The 13,866-nt window shown below is 38.0% G+C and carries 15 protein-coding genes; 10 read left to right on the top strand and 5 right to left on the bottom strand.

Going from position 1 to position 13,866, the window contains the following annotated elements:
* Positions 1 to 107 precede the first annotated feature (107 nt).
* Together I6E80_RS10665 and mutM are read left to right on the top strand one after the other, a co-directional pair.
* On the top strand, positions 108 to 623 hold the full coding sequence (locus tag I6E80_RS10665) for a hypothetical protein (RefSeq protein WP_170072406.1): 516 nt from the start codon (positions 108 to 110) through the stop codon (positions 621 to 623).
* Positions 623 to 1,432, top strand: coding sequence for a bifunctional DNA-formamidopyrimidine glycosylase/DNA-(apurinic or apyrimidinic site) lyase (gene mutM, locus I6E80_RS10660; protein ID WP_197185522.1), 810 nt, complete (start codon positions 623 to 625; stop codon positions 1,430 to 1,432). Before I6E80_RS10665 ends, mutM begins: the two co-directional genes overlap by 1 nt.
* A 101-nt stretch (positions 1,433 to 1,533) precedes the next feature.
* Here mutM and I6E80_RS10655 read toward each other — a convergent pair whose 3' ends face one another.
* From I6E80_RS10655 to I6E80_RS10640, 4 genes are read right to left on the bottom strand one after another with little or no spacing between them, the layout of a single operon-like run.
* Positions 1,534 to 2,034, bottom strand: coding sequence for a DUF3299 domain-containing protein (locus I6E80_RS10655; protein ID WP_024598923.1), 501 nt, complete (start codon positions 2,032 to 2,034; stop codon positions 1,534 to 1,536).
* Positions 2,035 to 2,048: 14 nt separating this feature from the next.
* Positions 2,049 to 3,302: an ABC transporter permease gene (locus tag I6E80_RS10650; protein WP_197185521.1), complete on the bottom strand. Its 1,254-nt coding sequence runs from the start codon at positions 3,300 to 3,302 to the stop codon at positions 2,049 to 2,051.
* The gene (locus I6E80_RS10645; protein ID WP_197185520.1) at positions 3,299 to 3,997 is read right to left on the bottom strand and encodes an ABC transporter ATP-binding protein; all 699 of its coding nucleotides are present in this window, start codon (positions 3,995 to 3,997) and stop codon (positions 3,299 to 3,301) included. The genes I6E80_RS10650 and I6E80_RS10645 overlap by 4 nt, the downstream gene beginning before the upstream one ends.
* A 7-nt stretch (positions 3,998 to 4,004) precedes the next feature.
* Positions 4,005 to 5,075, bottom strand: coding sequence for a CDP-glycerol glycerophosphotransferase family protein (locus I6E80_RS10640; RefSeq protein WP_197185519.1), 1,071 nt, complete (start codon positions 5,073 to 5,075; stop codon positions 4,005 to 4,007).
* 178 nt (positions 5,076 to 5,253) lie between these two features.
* On the opposite strand from I6E80_RS10640, the gene I6E80_RS10635 reads away from it, so the two are divergent.
* The 8 genes from I6E80_RS10635 (at position 5,254) to I6E80_RS10600 (ending at position 13,157) form a co-directional block, all read left to right on the top strand.
* Complete coding sequence (locus I6E80_RS10635) at positions 5,254 to 6,357, top strand: phosphoribosylaminoimidazolesuccinocarboxamide synthase (RefSeq protein WP_197185518.1); 1,104 nt, start codon at positions 5,254 to 5,256, stop codon at positions 6,355 to 6,357.
* A gap of 122 nt (positions 6,358 to 6,479) precedes the next feature.
* Positions 6,480 to 7,142 carry a methylamine utilization protein gene (locus I6E80_RS10630; RefSeq protein WP_197185517.1) on the top strand — a complete coding sequence of 221 codons (663 nt, stop codon included), beginning with the start codon at positions 6,480 to 6,482 and terminating at the stop codon, positions 7,140 to 7,142.
* A complete protein-coding gene (locus I6E80_RS10625) occupies positions 7,135 to 9,450 on the top strand; it encodes an EAL domain-containing protein (protein ID WP_197185516.1) in 2,316 nt (771 codons plus the stop codon). The genes I6E80_RS10630 and I6E80_RS10625 overlap by 8 nt, the downstream gene beginning before the upstream one ends.
* Entirely contained in the window at positions 9,437 to 10,270 is an 834-nt protein-coding gene (locus I6E80_RS10620; RefSeq protein WP_197185515.1) for a DUF3034 family protein, read from the top strand. The genes I6E80_RS10625 and I6E80_RS10620 overlap by 14 nt, the downstream gene beginning before the upstream one ends.
* A complete protein-coding gene (locus tag I6E80_RS10615; protein ID WP_007581961.1) occupies positions 10,270 to 10,689 on the top strand; it encodes a group 1 truncated hemoglobin in 420 nt (139 codons plus the stop codon). The genes I6E80_RS10620 and I6E80_RS10615 overlap by 1 nt, the downstream gene beginning before the upstream one ends.
* Positions 10,690 to 10,753: 64 nt before the next feature.
* Complete coding sequence (locus I6E80_RS10610; protein WP_024592822.1) at positions 10,754 to 11,818, top strand: CDP-glycerol glycerophosphotransferase family protein; 1,065 nt, start codon at positions 10,754 to 10,756, stop codon at positions 11,816 to 11,818.
* 76 nt (positions 11,819 to 11,894) lie between these two features.
* Positions 11,895 to 12,320 carry an adenylyltransferase/cytidyltransferase family protein gene (locus I6E80_RS10605; protein ID WP_004335499.1) on the top strand — a complete coding sequence of 142 codons (426 nt, stop codon included), beginning with the start codon at positions 11,895 to 11,897 and terminating at the stop codon, positions 12,318 to 12,320.
* A gap of 3 nt (positions 12,321 to 12,323) precedes the next feature.
* A complete protein-coding gene (locus tag I6E80_RS10600) occupies positions 12,324 to 13,157 on the top strand; it encodes a sulfurtransferase (protein WP_197185514.1) in 834 nt (277 codons plus the stop codon).
* 306 nt (positions 13,158 to 13,463) lie between these two features.
* Here the strand turns inward: I6E80_RS10600 and I6E80_RS10595 are convergent, their stop codons facing one another.
* On the bottom strand, positions 13,464 to 13,823 hold the full coding sequence (locus I6E80_RS10595) for a DUF5522 domain-containing protein (protein ID WP_197185513.1): 360 nt from the start codon (positions 13,821 to 13,823) through the stop codon (positions 13,464 to 13,466).
* Positions 13,824 to 13,866: the final 43 nt, after the last annotated feature.

Genomic DNA, 13,866 nt, shown 5'->3' with positions numbered 1-13,866 from the left:
CTTTAAATTTGCCGATATTCTAACAAAGTCTGCGGCCTTTAACATATAGACAGCGCAATTAAGTTTTAGTTACACTTTAAAATCTTGAATTTACTAGGTGTATTTATATGCGACTGGGCCGTAAAGGTTGGAACAACGTTATAATATTTTCGATGTTGATTATGATCTTCTTTTTGAATGGCTGGCATAAGCAATTTTTGGGAGGTGATGATAAGCCAGCGTTACAAGCTGTACTCCCCGAACAAAGTTTTGTACTCACACTGCAATTTGTTGATCAAAAAATTGAGCGAATAGGAACAAGCTGGCGTACAACCCCACTACAAAAAGACATACCGCTTGTGTGGCAAGCATCTGAGCAGCAGCTTAGTGATTTAATTAATCAGTGGCAAAGCGCGCAGTTAATGGGTGTTAACGAATCTGTTGTTTTTAATCCTAATGCACCTTTATATGTTGCTACATTTGAGCTGGCTGGCGAGAGTTTACCTTGGGTTTATTTGCTTTATAAAGGCGATGGGCAATATTACTTACTCGAAAAGAGTAGCCAACGAATACTCGCACTCGATTTAAAAACTGCACAGCAGTTATTTCCTAGTTTTGATTTTTCACAAAGTGAGTCTAATTAATGCCTGAATTACCAGAGGTAGAAGTGAGCCGAATGGGCATCACTCCCCACGTACAAAACCAAGTTGTTACAAAGGTAAATATTTACAATGCCAGTATGCGCTGGCCAGTGCCAGATGACGTGTATCAACTTGAAGGGCTAATTGTTACTAGTATTGAACGACGAGCTAAATACTTACTTTTACACTGTGAGCTTGGAAGCACTATTTTACATTTGGGTATGTCAGGTAATTTACGTGTTGTAGATAAAAGTGAGCCGCTTAAAAAGCATGACCATGTAGAGTTTATTTTTGGCAACGCTAAAGCACTGCGCTTAAACGATCCTCGTCGCTTTGGTTGCTGCTTATGGCAAGAGCCTGGTGAAGTGCATAAGCTACTCTCTAAGCTTGGTCCTGAGCCGCTTACTGATGACTTTTTTGCTAAACGCGTGTACGAACAATCGCGCAATAAAAAAGTACCCGTAAAGCAATTTATTATGGATAACGCAGTGGTGGTTGGTGTTGGTAATATTTACGCGAATGAATCGTTATTTAAAGCGGGTATACATCCCAAGCGAGAAGCGGGAAAAGTATCGCTCAAACGTTATCAAGCACTTATCCCTATTATAAAAGACACGCTTGCTGCGGCCATTATGCAAGGTGGTACAACGCTTAAAGACTTTGCACAAAGTGATGGTAAGCCAGGGTATTTTGCTCAAGAGTTATTAGTATATGGGCGCAAAGGCAAGCCATGTATGACGTGCGAAAACGAATTAGAAGAAATTAGATTGGGGCAGCGCAGTACTATTTTTTGCTCAAATTGCCAAAAGTAGTTATCTAGTTATCTAGTTATTTGAGTATTCAGTTATTTGAATTTTATCGATTCTAAATTTAATGATATTTAAGGGCCAGCTTTAAAAGCGGGCCCTTTATTTTAAAGCTCAAACGGTGCTACACCGACCGCTTTCATTTTATATCCTACCTGCGCAATTTCGCCCGACCATGTTTCTGTACTTATTATTCCGGTTACAACGATTGCGTCGTACAAGCTATCTATAGGCACGCCACCTTTAATCGTTACATGGACTATTTGATTTGGCGGTGGTGGTGGTACGTGTATACAGGCGCCAAAGTAAGGCACGAGTAAAAACTCAGTAATGACTTCGCTATCGCCTTCTAATGGCACAACAAAACCTGGCAAACTCACCGATTGGCCATCAAGTGCCTTTACCACAGGGGCATCTAAATCGGGTTGCACCCAATTTTGATCGCTACCTTCGTGATTAGCTTGTGCTTGAGTGTCTATTTGCACGTGGTTTTTAGGAATTAAGTCTTCCCAAAAAATTTCTTTTGGTGGATTGGCATAGCTCGCTACGCTTATAAATAATAAGTTAATAGCAGCAATGTACTGAAAAGCTGTTTTAAAAAATGTCATAAAATACCTAAAAATTATGCTTTTATACTCATACCATCGCTGAGTGAATAAAAATAAGCGCGAGTAGCGGGTATTAAGCCAATAATAAAACCTGCAGCCATAATAACCCCGATTAAGCCCAGTTCATAGTAAGAGAGCATCGTGATATTTACGCTTATACCTGCATGACTTTGTAAGTAACCGCCGGCTGAAAAAATAGCTAAATAGTAAAGCGCACTACCTACTAGGCAACCAAGTAAAGTTGTCAGTAATGACTCAATACTTATAAGTGTGAATAAATGCCAAGGGCGAGCACCTACCGAACGTAATATAGCAAGTTCGCGACGTCGCTGGCTCAGGTTTGCAAGCAATGTCGTTAACATACCAAGTAGGCTAATTAACACGACAACAGCTGAGAATAGCAAAAGTATTTTTTCTACTATAGCGAGCATTTCCCATAACTCTTTAAGTGTTACGGTTGGCATAATCCCAAGCAAGGCTTCTGGCTTATATTGATTTATATTGCGCCTAATTTGTAGTGTGTACAAAGGCGAATTAAATCCCATTAAAAATGCTGTAATTTGCTTTGGATGCCCAACTAGGTTGTTATGTTCGTCATGCTCATGCTCATGCTCATGCACAAGGCTAGCTTTACCGCCGTGAATTAAATCGATTGCAGCCAAAGGAATATGCAACGTTTTATCAACAGGCGTGCCTGTAGGGTTTAAAACACCGACGACTTTAAATGGGTTATCGTCATGATGATGAAAGCTTGTGTTCCCCATGCCGTGCGATATAACAATAGAGTCGTTAAGTTTATAACCTAATTTATTTGCGACTTCACTACCTAGCACCACTTCGTTAATTGCGGCAAAAGGACGGCCTTTGTTAAAGGTTAAATTTTGTTTTTTCGCAAAGCGATAATGGCTAAAGTAATCAAGTGTTGTGCCTAGTACCGCTTGGCCTTTATGGCTGTCGCCTAGGCTTATAGGTATACTCCAGTTTACGCCTCGCTGACTTGTTATGTATTCGTAACTTTTCCAACTTACGCCGTTATTAGTATGGCCAATTCTAAATACTGACGAAAGCAGCAACTGTATATCGCCGGTACGCGCACCAACAATTAAATCAGTGCCCGAAATAGTATTACTAAAACTACTTTTAGCATCAATTCGTACACGCTCAATACTTAAAAGTAGCATTACACTAATTGCGATAGTGAATAATGTAAGCAGTACACTTGCGCGGCGATTTAATAAGCTTTTGTAAGCAAGTTTAGCGATGATCATACCTGCTCCTGCAAATTTATAAGGTCAATGGAGCTGTTAAATAAAGGCTTTAGTGTTTCATCGTGGCTCACAAACACCAATGTACTATTAGATAACTTTGCCTGCTCAAACAGTAACTTTATAAAGCTCTCACGATTGTTAGTGTCCAGTGCGGATGTGGGTTCATCAGCAATTATTAGTTCAGGGCTGCCTATGAATGCGCGAGCGGCTGCAACTCGCTGTTGTTGTCCAATACTAAGCTCTGCTACGTTTTTATTGTGGTACTGCGCAGTAAGCCCTAAAGCATTTAATAACCGTATCGCTTCATTTTGTAAGGCAGCGCTTTTATTTGATGATTGCTTTAATATTTTTTGTTTTCGGATTTTTGAAAACTCACACCCAAGCGTTATATTTTCAATAGGTGATAAATAAGGGAGCAAGTTAAAATTTTGAAAAATATAGCCAATGTGATCCGCTCTAAACGCATCACGGGTAGTATTGCTTAGCGTACTGAGGTTTTTATTTAAAATTAACACTTCACCGCTAGTGACAGTGTTAATACCAGCAAGAATTGCTAATAGTGTCGATTTACCAGAGCCACTAGGGCCATACAAAAAAATACGCTCGCCTTTTTCAATAACTAGCTCTTTTATGTTGAGCGTGGGTGAGGAATCGTTTTTATGCCACTTAAAAGTAACATTTTTTAGGTTTATCATTATTTGGTTACCAACCCCAATAGTTTAGATCTTTACGCATTTTTAGTTGTCTTATTATATTTAGTGGTTTGGATTTTAGTTTATCGTTACTTTGTAAAAATTCATTAGCTGCATTTAATACGCGCTGGCTAGATTGACCATCGGTATATGGATGAAGTTCTTGGCAATAGCTTTCAATACATTGCATTAAATCACTAGGTTTAGTAAGCGCATGTTCAATAGCTGCTTCTACTTCATCAGCGTCGATAATATCGAGTAAATGAGGAAGTGGTTTTTGATTGCAAAATGTCACTACCGGTTTACGTAGTAGTAAAAACATTAAAAGAACTGACGATGTATCGCACAGCATAACATCGGCAGCTTGCAGTAACGGCAAGACGTTATCGGTTTCAATAAATGTTAGATTTTCGTTACTCAGCGTTTTGTATTTATTAACCCATTCGGTAGGCATTTTAGGATGAAATTGGATCAAAATACGCCACTTACCTTGTTTACTAAAATGTTTTATTTGCTCATATAATTTAGGAGCAAGTGACAGCTTTCGTGAGAAAGTAGAGCATATAAGTAAAGTAGGGCGAGAGTCGTCACTTACATAAGGATTATTTGAAGTATTGCTAAAAAGTGGATCGAGCGTTGGCCAGCCAGTTTCAGTTACTTTAAAGAAACCATGCTGCTTAGCTAGCTCTTTAAATCGGGTTGTTGTATTTGGACCTTGCGTACAATATAAATCGTAACAACCACGAATGTTAAAGTGGTCTTCTTTCCCTTTTCGATTTAATTTTCCTGAATTAAACCCGTGAAATACAGCTATTTTTTTACCAGGAATAAAATCAGGAATTATATTGCCCGGTATAAATGTAATGTTTGGAGCCCAACTTTTAACATCTTTTATGGTATGTAAACGCTGCTCGTTTGTGGTTAAAAAATCGGGGTTTACTTCGTTACCCGCCAAAAACCAGCGTACTTCACCACCATGCGCCAAGATTTGCGCCTGCAAAGGTCTCAAGATAGCGTATGAATAATTCTGAGAAATATACATCAAGTATTTTTTATTTTTAGTGGCAGTTAAGTAGTTCAAGCTATCTCCTCAGGCTGGTTAGCACATTAAGTTTACCCCATTGCGACTTGCTTATAAATATATGCCTTTATTTGTTTTAAGCATCCGATTGAGCTTTGAGGTTGGCTAGATTATTATACAGCCCATATAACCCCATACCATACTTTGCTCAAAGAGCATCCCTAACCCCGGAGATAGCATGACTAGCTATAAAGTTTTAGACGTAAACGATGATTTACCCATTCGTACCAAAGGTGAAGTACACAGCGGTAAAGTTCGTTCAGTTTATTGGTTAACTGATGAAGACAGCGCACGATTAATTAAAGACAAAGGCTACCAAGTGCCGACAGGTACTGAGCTTGCGATTATGGTTATTTCAGACCGAATCTCTGCATTTGATTGCATTTGGCAAGGCGAAAATGGTTTAAATGGCGTACCAGGTAAAGGTATAGCGTTAAACTCAGTGGCAGCCCATTGGTTTAAGTTATTTGATAAAGCAGGCCTTGCGGGTAACCATATTGTAGATATTCCGCATCCGTATGTGTGGATTGTACGCAAAGCCAGTACTGTAAAAGTAGAGGCAATTGCTCGCCAATATATTACGGGTAGCATGTGGCGTGACTACGCTAAAGGCATACGTAACTTTTGTGGTATTGACTTGCCTGAAGGCTTAAAAGCGAACCAAAAGCTTGATAACGTTTTAATTACGCCATCAACAAAAGGTATTATTAAAGACGTTGCTGATATTCCGCCAGTTGATGATGTAAATATTACTCGCGCTAACATTACTAATAACTTAGACGTATTTAACTTTAAATCGGTAGATGACGTAAGCAAATACGAAAAGCTGTTAGTTGAAGGTTTTAAATTAATTAGTGATGAATTAGCAAAGCTTAACCAAATTTTTGTAGATACTAAATTTGAGTTTGGTTATGTAGAGGATTTAAATGGCGCGCAACAACTTATATATATTGATGAAGTAGGCACGCCTGATTCGTCACGCATTTGGGATGAAGCTGCATACAAAAACGGTAAAATTGTTGAAAATTCTAAAGAGGGTTTTCGACAATTGCTTATTAATAATGTGCCAGAGAGTGACGTATTATTAAATAAAGATCGCATGAGTGAGCGTGAGCAATTAGCTAAAGATTATATTTTACCAGAATCAGTAATGCTTGAAGTGTCAAACACCTATGTTGGTATAGCGAGCAAAATTGTAGGCAGAGATATTGTGATCCCTAAAGATCCTCGCCAAGAAGTAATTACTATTTTAGATAACGATTACGGATTAATTGTTAAATAGCAGCACTTAAGTGCTAACAAAGCCAGTAACTAAGTCTTTATTTTTAGTTACTGGGCTATAATTCTTGCAATTAGTGCTCGTCTCTAATTAACTTAACCTAACATTAATATTTAGGTGTTGTTATGTTTGAGCGGGCATTGCAAAAGTTTGCTAAAAGACATTGTTTTTTAGCTATAGGTTTGTTTTTTAGTCAGTTTGCTTTAAGTGCAAATATTGAATTAGTAATAGAAGATCAACACGGCCAAAAGTTATCAGGTGCAGTGGTTGAGCTTAATGTTGCTGATAAGCAAGCCACACCATCAAATTTGCCCACTGCCATAATGGATCAAGTCCATAAGCAGTTTTTACCCGAATTATTAGTTGTACAACAGGGTCAAAAAGTTAACTTTCCTAACAGCGATAATATTCGCCATCATGTTTATTCTTTTTCACAAGCGAAGCCTTTTCAACTAAGATTATATTCAGGGCAACCAAAAGAGCCCATTACGTTTGAGCAACAAGGGGTTGTTGTTTTAGGGTGTAATATTCATGACTCTATGGTTGGCTATATCTATGTAGCGAGTAGTGAATCCGTATATAAAACAGATAAAAAAGGCTATGTTAGTTTGCCTATTAATACGCTGCCTGCACAAGTGAGTGTGTGGCACCCTTTACAAACAGCGCCATTGGAGAATAAAAAAATGATAACAATTAATTCTCAAAAACAGTTACAGATAACAGTAAACACATCGACCCCAGCACCTAGAAATACCTTTGGTAGTAAGTTTAAGGCTGGTAATGACTAATAGTTTACGAAATCGCATAACCATTTTATGTGTTGGCTTAGTGTTATTAACCACTATGGTCAGCTTGTTTAGTTTTTGGTGGTCTACGAGTAAGTTTCAAGAAGAAAAAGTAAATCAAGACATTACCGTAGCGCAAAATGTTTATAAGCAATATTTAAAATCAAAAGAAAGCCTACTACTAACCGCAGCAAAAGTACTCACCTCCGACTTTGGTTTTAAGCAAGCTGTAGCAACGCGAGATGCCGGGACAATAAGCAGTGTGTTGTTTAATCATAGTCAGCGTATTGATGCCGAATTAATGCTGCTACTTGATTTATCGGGTAGGCTAATTTCCGCCAATACTGACGAAGACGCTTTTGCACATAACTTAAAGCCGTTAATGGAAGAGCTTTTAAGTGCGCCAGAAGAGTCTAGTTTTGTGGTGCTAAATAACGAGCTTTACCAAATTATTTTATTACCTGTAAGAGCGCCACGTACAGTGGCCTATAGTTTGGTGGGCTTTAAAATTGACGACAATGTAGCCCATGAACTAAAAAGCTTAACAGGCATGGATGTAAGCTTTATAGGCAGTGCTGATGATATTGTTATTAGCTCATTAGCTAATCGCCCAGAGCCATTTGAACCCGTTAATTACTTTAATACAGTGACTACATCACGCTTTTTGGGGGAGTACTTAGTGTATCGTAATCGCGATATAAATTTACCATCCCTGCTAACTCACCCCATTATTATTTTACTAAGTGCCGATTTAACCCAAAGCTATAGCGACTTCGAAAAACTTCTTTTTACACTCATTATATTAGCTATTTTAACTATGTTTGTAGGTGTTATTACTAGCAGTTTATTTGCTAATAACTTAACGACACCGCTAACCCAGCTCGCTGTTATTGCAAGGCAATTTGCCCAAGGTAATTATACTTTTGAATTTAAAGGGCAAAAGCAAAGTACAGAAATAGCCACCTTAGTTGCCGCGTTTGATAGCATGGGTAATGATATTAATCAGCGTGAACAGCAAATTAGTTTTCAAGCCAGACACGATTCCTTAACAGGCTTTTATAACCGCTCAGCCATGCTTGAGGTGCTTGATGATGAGTTAGATTCATCAGCCGAGTACACGCTCGTTGCAATAGACATAAAGGGTCTTCGCCATATAAACGATAAGCTCGGTCCGCGTATTGGTGATGACTGCCTAAAGGCGGTTGCTTGCAGAATAAGTGAGTTTTCGGATGAGTTAGGGGGCTTTCATGCTCGTATTGGCGGGGATGAGTTTTTAACTGTGTTTCCGACTGCGGCAGCGCGCGAACACAAAAGCGGTATTGTTGGCTTAATGGCACAATTACAAGCGTGCTACACCATTCAAAAACTAAAAATTAACTTACGCTTTAGTGCGGGCATTGTGCAGTATCCTACGCAAGGAATTGCAAGTGATGACTTAATGCGCCGCGTGCTAATTGCTGTTGAAAGTGCTGCAAACACACAAGAGAGCATACATTATTATCAAAATGGTGAAGACGAGGCGCACTTAGAGCGCTTAATAATGCTTGATGAATTAAAGCAGGCAATTAGTGATGATGATGGTCAGCTATTTATGACCTACCAGCCTAAATTACATATAAAAACGCAAAAAATAGATAAAGTTGAGTCGCTTATTCGCTGGCAGCGAAAAGATGGTAGTTGGGTTAATCCTGAACTGTTTATTGACTTAGCTGAGCAGTCGGGCCTTATTGTTGAGCTTACAGGGTGGGTTGTTAATACGGTTGTAGCACAAGTAGCGGATTGGCAGTCTAAAAATATAAACTTACAGGCTGCAATAAATGTATCTGCACAAGATATAGCATTTCCGGGCTTTCATGCTGCATTAGTTCGTACGCTTAAAAAGCACAAAGTAGATCCTAAGCTGATTACTATTGAGCTTACTGAGCGCGATATGATCGAAAACGAAGAAAAAGGTATTAAAGCGCTCGAAAACCTAAAGGCAATTGGCGTTAAAATATCATTAGATGATTATGGTGTAGGGCAAACATCACTTGGTCGATTAAAAATGTTACCGATTGATGAGCTTAAGCTAGATAAGTGCTTTATCCTAAAACTTGATGAATCGCAAAAAGATCAATTTATAGTGCAATCATCAATTACGTTGGGGCATCAGCTAGGTTTCTCGGTTGTAGCTGAAGGGGTTGAAACACTTGGCTCATTAAATTTACTTAGAGGTATGCAGTGTGACCATGCACAAGGCTATTACTTAAGTAGGCCTTTAAAAGCAGAACTATTAGAAGAATGGCTGGAGGAATACTATGAAAAAAATTAAATACTTATTAGCAAGTTTGTTTTTAATAATTAGTGTACCGAGCATTGCAAGCAATGGAAAACTGCTAGCTACGCCGGGAGTTTCTCAAATTGAAGGCAGTGGCGGCGGCGGTATTGTACCGTGGGCACAACTTGCTGGGTACGCAAGTGATGATGAATTTTCGGTAAATGGCTTTTGTAGCCGCGCAGATGTAACCGACTACACACTTGACGTATGTGGTGCACAACTTAATTTATTTAATCGCGTTGAGCTCAGTTATGCCCAACAGCGCTTTGATGTACCAGCACTTGATGCTGAAATAGAGCAATCAATTACAGGTGCTAAAATACGTTTATATGGCGATATTGTTTACAGTGATTGGCCACAACTTAGCTTAGGTATTCAGCATAAATCACTGGATGATGGCAGTATTGCAACACTTGTAGGCGCAGAAGATACTAGCGGCACTGACTACTACCTCGCTGCTAGTAAGTTACATTTGGGGGCTATTGCTGGTTATAACTGGTTTTGGAACGTAACCACACGATACAGCGAAGCTAATCAACTTGGTTTACTTGGCTACGGTGGGGAGAATGATAGCGGTAAAGTGCTATTTGAAGGCAGTACAGCTATATTTTTTAGTCGTGAAGTAGCCGTAGGTGTTGAGTATCGTCAAAAATCAAATAACTTAAACTTAGGCGAACAAGATTGGAAAGACTTATTTGTAGCATGGATGCCTAATAAGCACGTAAGTGTGACAGCGGCTTACCTTGATTTAGGAAGCATTGCAGGAGCTGGCGATCAAACAGGTTGGTATTTATCGGTAACAGGGTATTGGTAATGAAAAGCGTTGGTATTTTTATAGTATGCGTAGGATTGCTTTGTAGTTGTGCTAGCTCAACACAATTATCGCTTTATCAAAAGCTCGATGGTAAAGCGGGGATAGGCAGAATTGTTGATAGCTTTATCTATCAAATAGGTAATGACGAGCAGATAATTCATTACTTTGAACACAGCAATATAGCGTACTTTCGCCAAGGGTTTATTACTCATATGTGTATGTTAGTAGAAGGCCCATGTACATACGATGGCGACTCTATGGTAGCAATCCATACAGGTATGCATATTACAGAGAAAGACTTTAATCATGTGGTTGATTTACTTATAAATGCAATGAATGAGCAGAACATTAGCCATAGTTTGCAAAACGATATTCTCTCTAGAATGGCACCACTTCGTGGTGAAATTATAAAAATGTAATCACTTTGTTTTTGTTATGCTCCTTTCAAGGTAGAATATAAAGAAAAAATAATAGTGATCCTATATGAATATAATTTTTGATACGCAAAGTCTTTACTATCTCCCTCAGTATATCCCTGTATATAAAGAATTATGTAAAAATGGCATCAAAAGTAAATTTGTATTTTATAAAAATAGCCATGAACATTTAATCCAGCGTGTTATAGATGACTATGACTTAGAGCACATCTGGGTTAACGAACAACAACAATCAATTGCTTATTACGAAAATGAAAAAGCTGATTGGGTTTTTTTTGCTAACTCTTTTTGTTACCTAGACCGCTTACATAAAGTATCTAAAAGCGCTCAGCTCGGACATGGAATAGGCCCTAAATCAAGTTACTATACTAAGTCTAGTCAAGCAATGACAGTTAGATTTGTTGAAGGTCAGTACAGACTAAACCGTTTAAAATCAATGTATCCAAATGATGAATTTGTTGATGTAGGCTTTTGCAAATTAGACCCTATTTTTAATAAGGAAAAAATTGATGGTACGTTAGAATTAACTAACTTTGATAATAAAAAACAAACTATTTTATACGCTCCTACATTTTATCCAAGCAGCTTAGAGTTATTTCCTGAAAATTGGCCGGAACATTTTGGTGATTACAACATCTTAATAAAACCTCATTACTTTTCTATTAGTAAAGAGCGTTATAAAAAACACGTGAAATTGCTAGATCATTGGTCAACGTATCCCAATGTATATTTAGCAAAAGTAGAAGATTATTCGTTAGTGCCTTTTTTAGATAAAGCAGATTTATTGATTAGTGATGCATCATCAGCTTTATTTGAATTTGCTCTGTTAAACAAGCCGGTCATTTGGTGCGATTTTTTGAAGTTGCGGTGGGGATACAAAGGAATATTTTCATATCGTTTTAAAAAGCGAATGGATCAAGATTATGGTGAGTATGCGAATGTTGCTATACACGCCAAAAAATATAAAAACCTTAAAAAGTTAGTTGAACAACAACTGGCTGAACCAGAAAGCTTAGCTAATATTAGATTGTCTTTATCAGAAAAGTTAGCGGGTAAAATGGACGGTAAAGCAAGTAATAGAATTGTTCAATATTTAATAAAAAATAAGTAACTATTACAAAAGTATTTGGATGTAATCGAACTACTAAAAGGATTTATAAACTCTAAATTATAATTGGGCTTTAGAAATGAAAAAAATTGGATATACAACGGGTGTTTTTGACTTATTCCACATAGGTCATTTAAATATTCTGAAAAGAGCCAAATTAGAGTGTGATTACTTAATTGTGGGTATTACTACCGATGAGTTAAGCAAGTCAGCTAAAAATAAAGAGCCAGTGATTCCTTTTCAGGAGCGTATGGAAATAGTTGAAGCAATAAAATTTGTTGATGAAGTTGTTCCCCAGGTTAACTATGACAAAGAAGAAGCCTGGAACAACTTAAAGTTTGATAAAATGTTCGTGGGTGATGATTGGAAGGGCACCGATAAGTGGAACCAAATAGAAGCTGACTTTAAAAAGTTTAATGTTGAAATATGTTATTTCTCTTATACCTCACATACATCTAGTACAAAATTAAGAAACGTATTAGACAAAATATGTAGTGCTAAATAATTAATGAAAAACCTAATTAGCTGTCAGCAATTACACGAGCAACTTAATAATCCTGCATTAGTGATATTTGATGCAGGTATGCTGCGCCCAGGTGTTTTGGGTACTTATTCGCCGCAAGCAATGCTGCCTAACGCTAAACGTTTTGACATAAAAAACGAATTGGCCGATAGATCAAATCCCTTACCGAGTACGATATGCAGTGAGCAGCAGTTTGCCCACGTGATGCAAAATGTAGGTGTAAATAACGACTCGTTTATAGTTGTATACGAAGATGGCGGTTTATTTAGCGCTGCAAGAGCGTGGTGGATGTTTAAAGCTATGGGACATCACAATGTTAAAGTACTCAGCGGTGGCCTTAAAAAGTGGTTAGAGTGCGGTTACGCCATACAACAAGGTTATAGCGAAGTATTAGGTAAAGGTGATTTTACAGCAAACTATAATTCTGAGTATTTTATTAATAGCCAACAAGTGGTTGACGTAATCGATGAGCCTAACACTGTATTGCTAGATGCACGTGCTTATAAACGTTTTACAGGCGAAGAAAGTGAACCCCGAAAAGGTATGCGCAGCGGGCATATTCCAAATAGTCGCTCGTTGCCTTTTATGGATTTACTTAATAAAGGTGAAGCCAAACCACTTACTGAAATTAAAGCGATGTTTAGTGATGTGGTCGATGATGCGCAGCAGTTACAATTTAGCTGTGGCTCAGGTATCACAGCCTGTGTTTTAGCGTTATTTGCTACTGAATGTGGTTACAGTAATTTAAGCGTTTATGATGGCTCCTGGAGTGAGTGGGGCGCGAGTGATTCATTGCCCATCGCCACGGGAGAAAAGTAGACGTGTTGGATATGTAAAGCTTGCTCACGTTAAAAGCACAGCGCCTCTAAACCTCTTTGTGAATAATTGCATTTAAAAAATATTACTCACAAGGAGAAGTGAAAGAGAAGAAAATGAGAAGATAAAAACCAGTGCTTACTCGTATTTGAATAGTATTTTTATACAATCACTTACTCTAAAAGCGCAGCGCCTCTAAACCTCTTTGTGAATAACAGTACTTAAAAATATTATTCACAAGGGGAAGTGAAAGAGAAGAAAATGAGAAGGTAAAAACCAATGTTTGCTCGTATTTGTATTAAATAGTTTTTACTTTCTAAAACCATAAGGGCAATTTTTACAACCATTTTTGCAGCACGAACCACGCTTTAAAAAAAACCACTTACTAAACACCATGTAACCATTTTGCATGGTGTAGTCGAGCCCTTCGATTAAATTGTCGTTACCTCTAAATTGTTTTGCAAAGTCTATTTGGGTTTTAATAGGTTGTGTATAAACACCCTCTAAAAAAGTATTTATTTTATTCAGCGTGCACTTGCGGCATAAACAACTTGTTGCTGTGGTATCTAGCGGTAAAATAGCAGGCAGTTCGTTGCACCAACACGCTGATATATCGTCTACATTACACGTTAGAGTCTTGTCGCATTGAGTGCAGTTAAGTTGAGTCATTATAATTCTTTTTAGTAACAGTGAGCCAAGAATAACAAATATT

Origin of the sequence: Pseudoalteromonas sp. NSLLW218, assembly GCF_015864775.1 — a bacterium.
Classification (GTDB): Bacteria; Pseudomonadota; Gammaproteobacteria; order Enterobacterales; family Alteromonadaceae; genus Pseudoalteromonas.
Note: the sequence above shows the minus strand (reverse complement) of the source record. Positions and strands in the feature narration are given on the sequence as shown.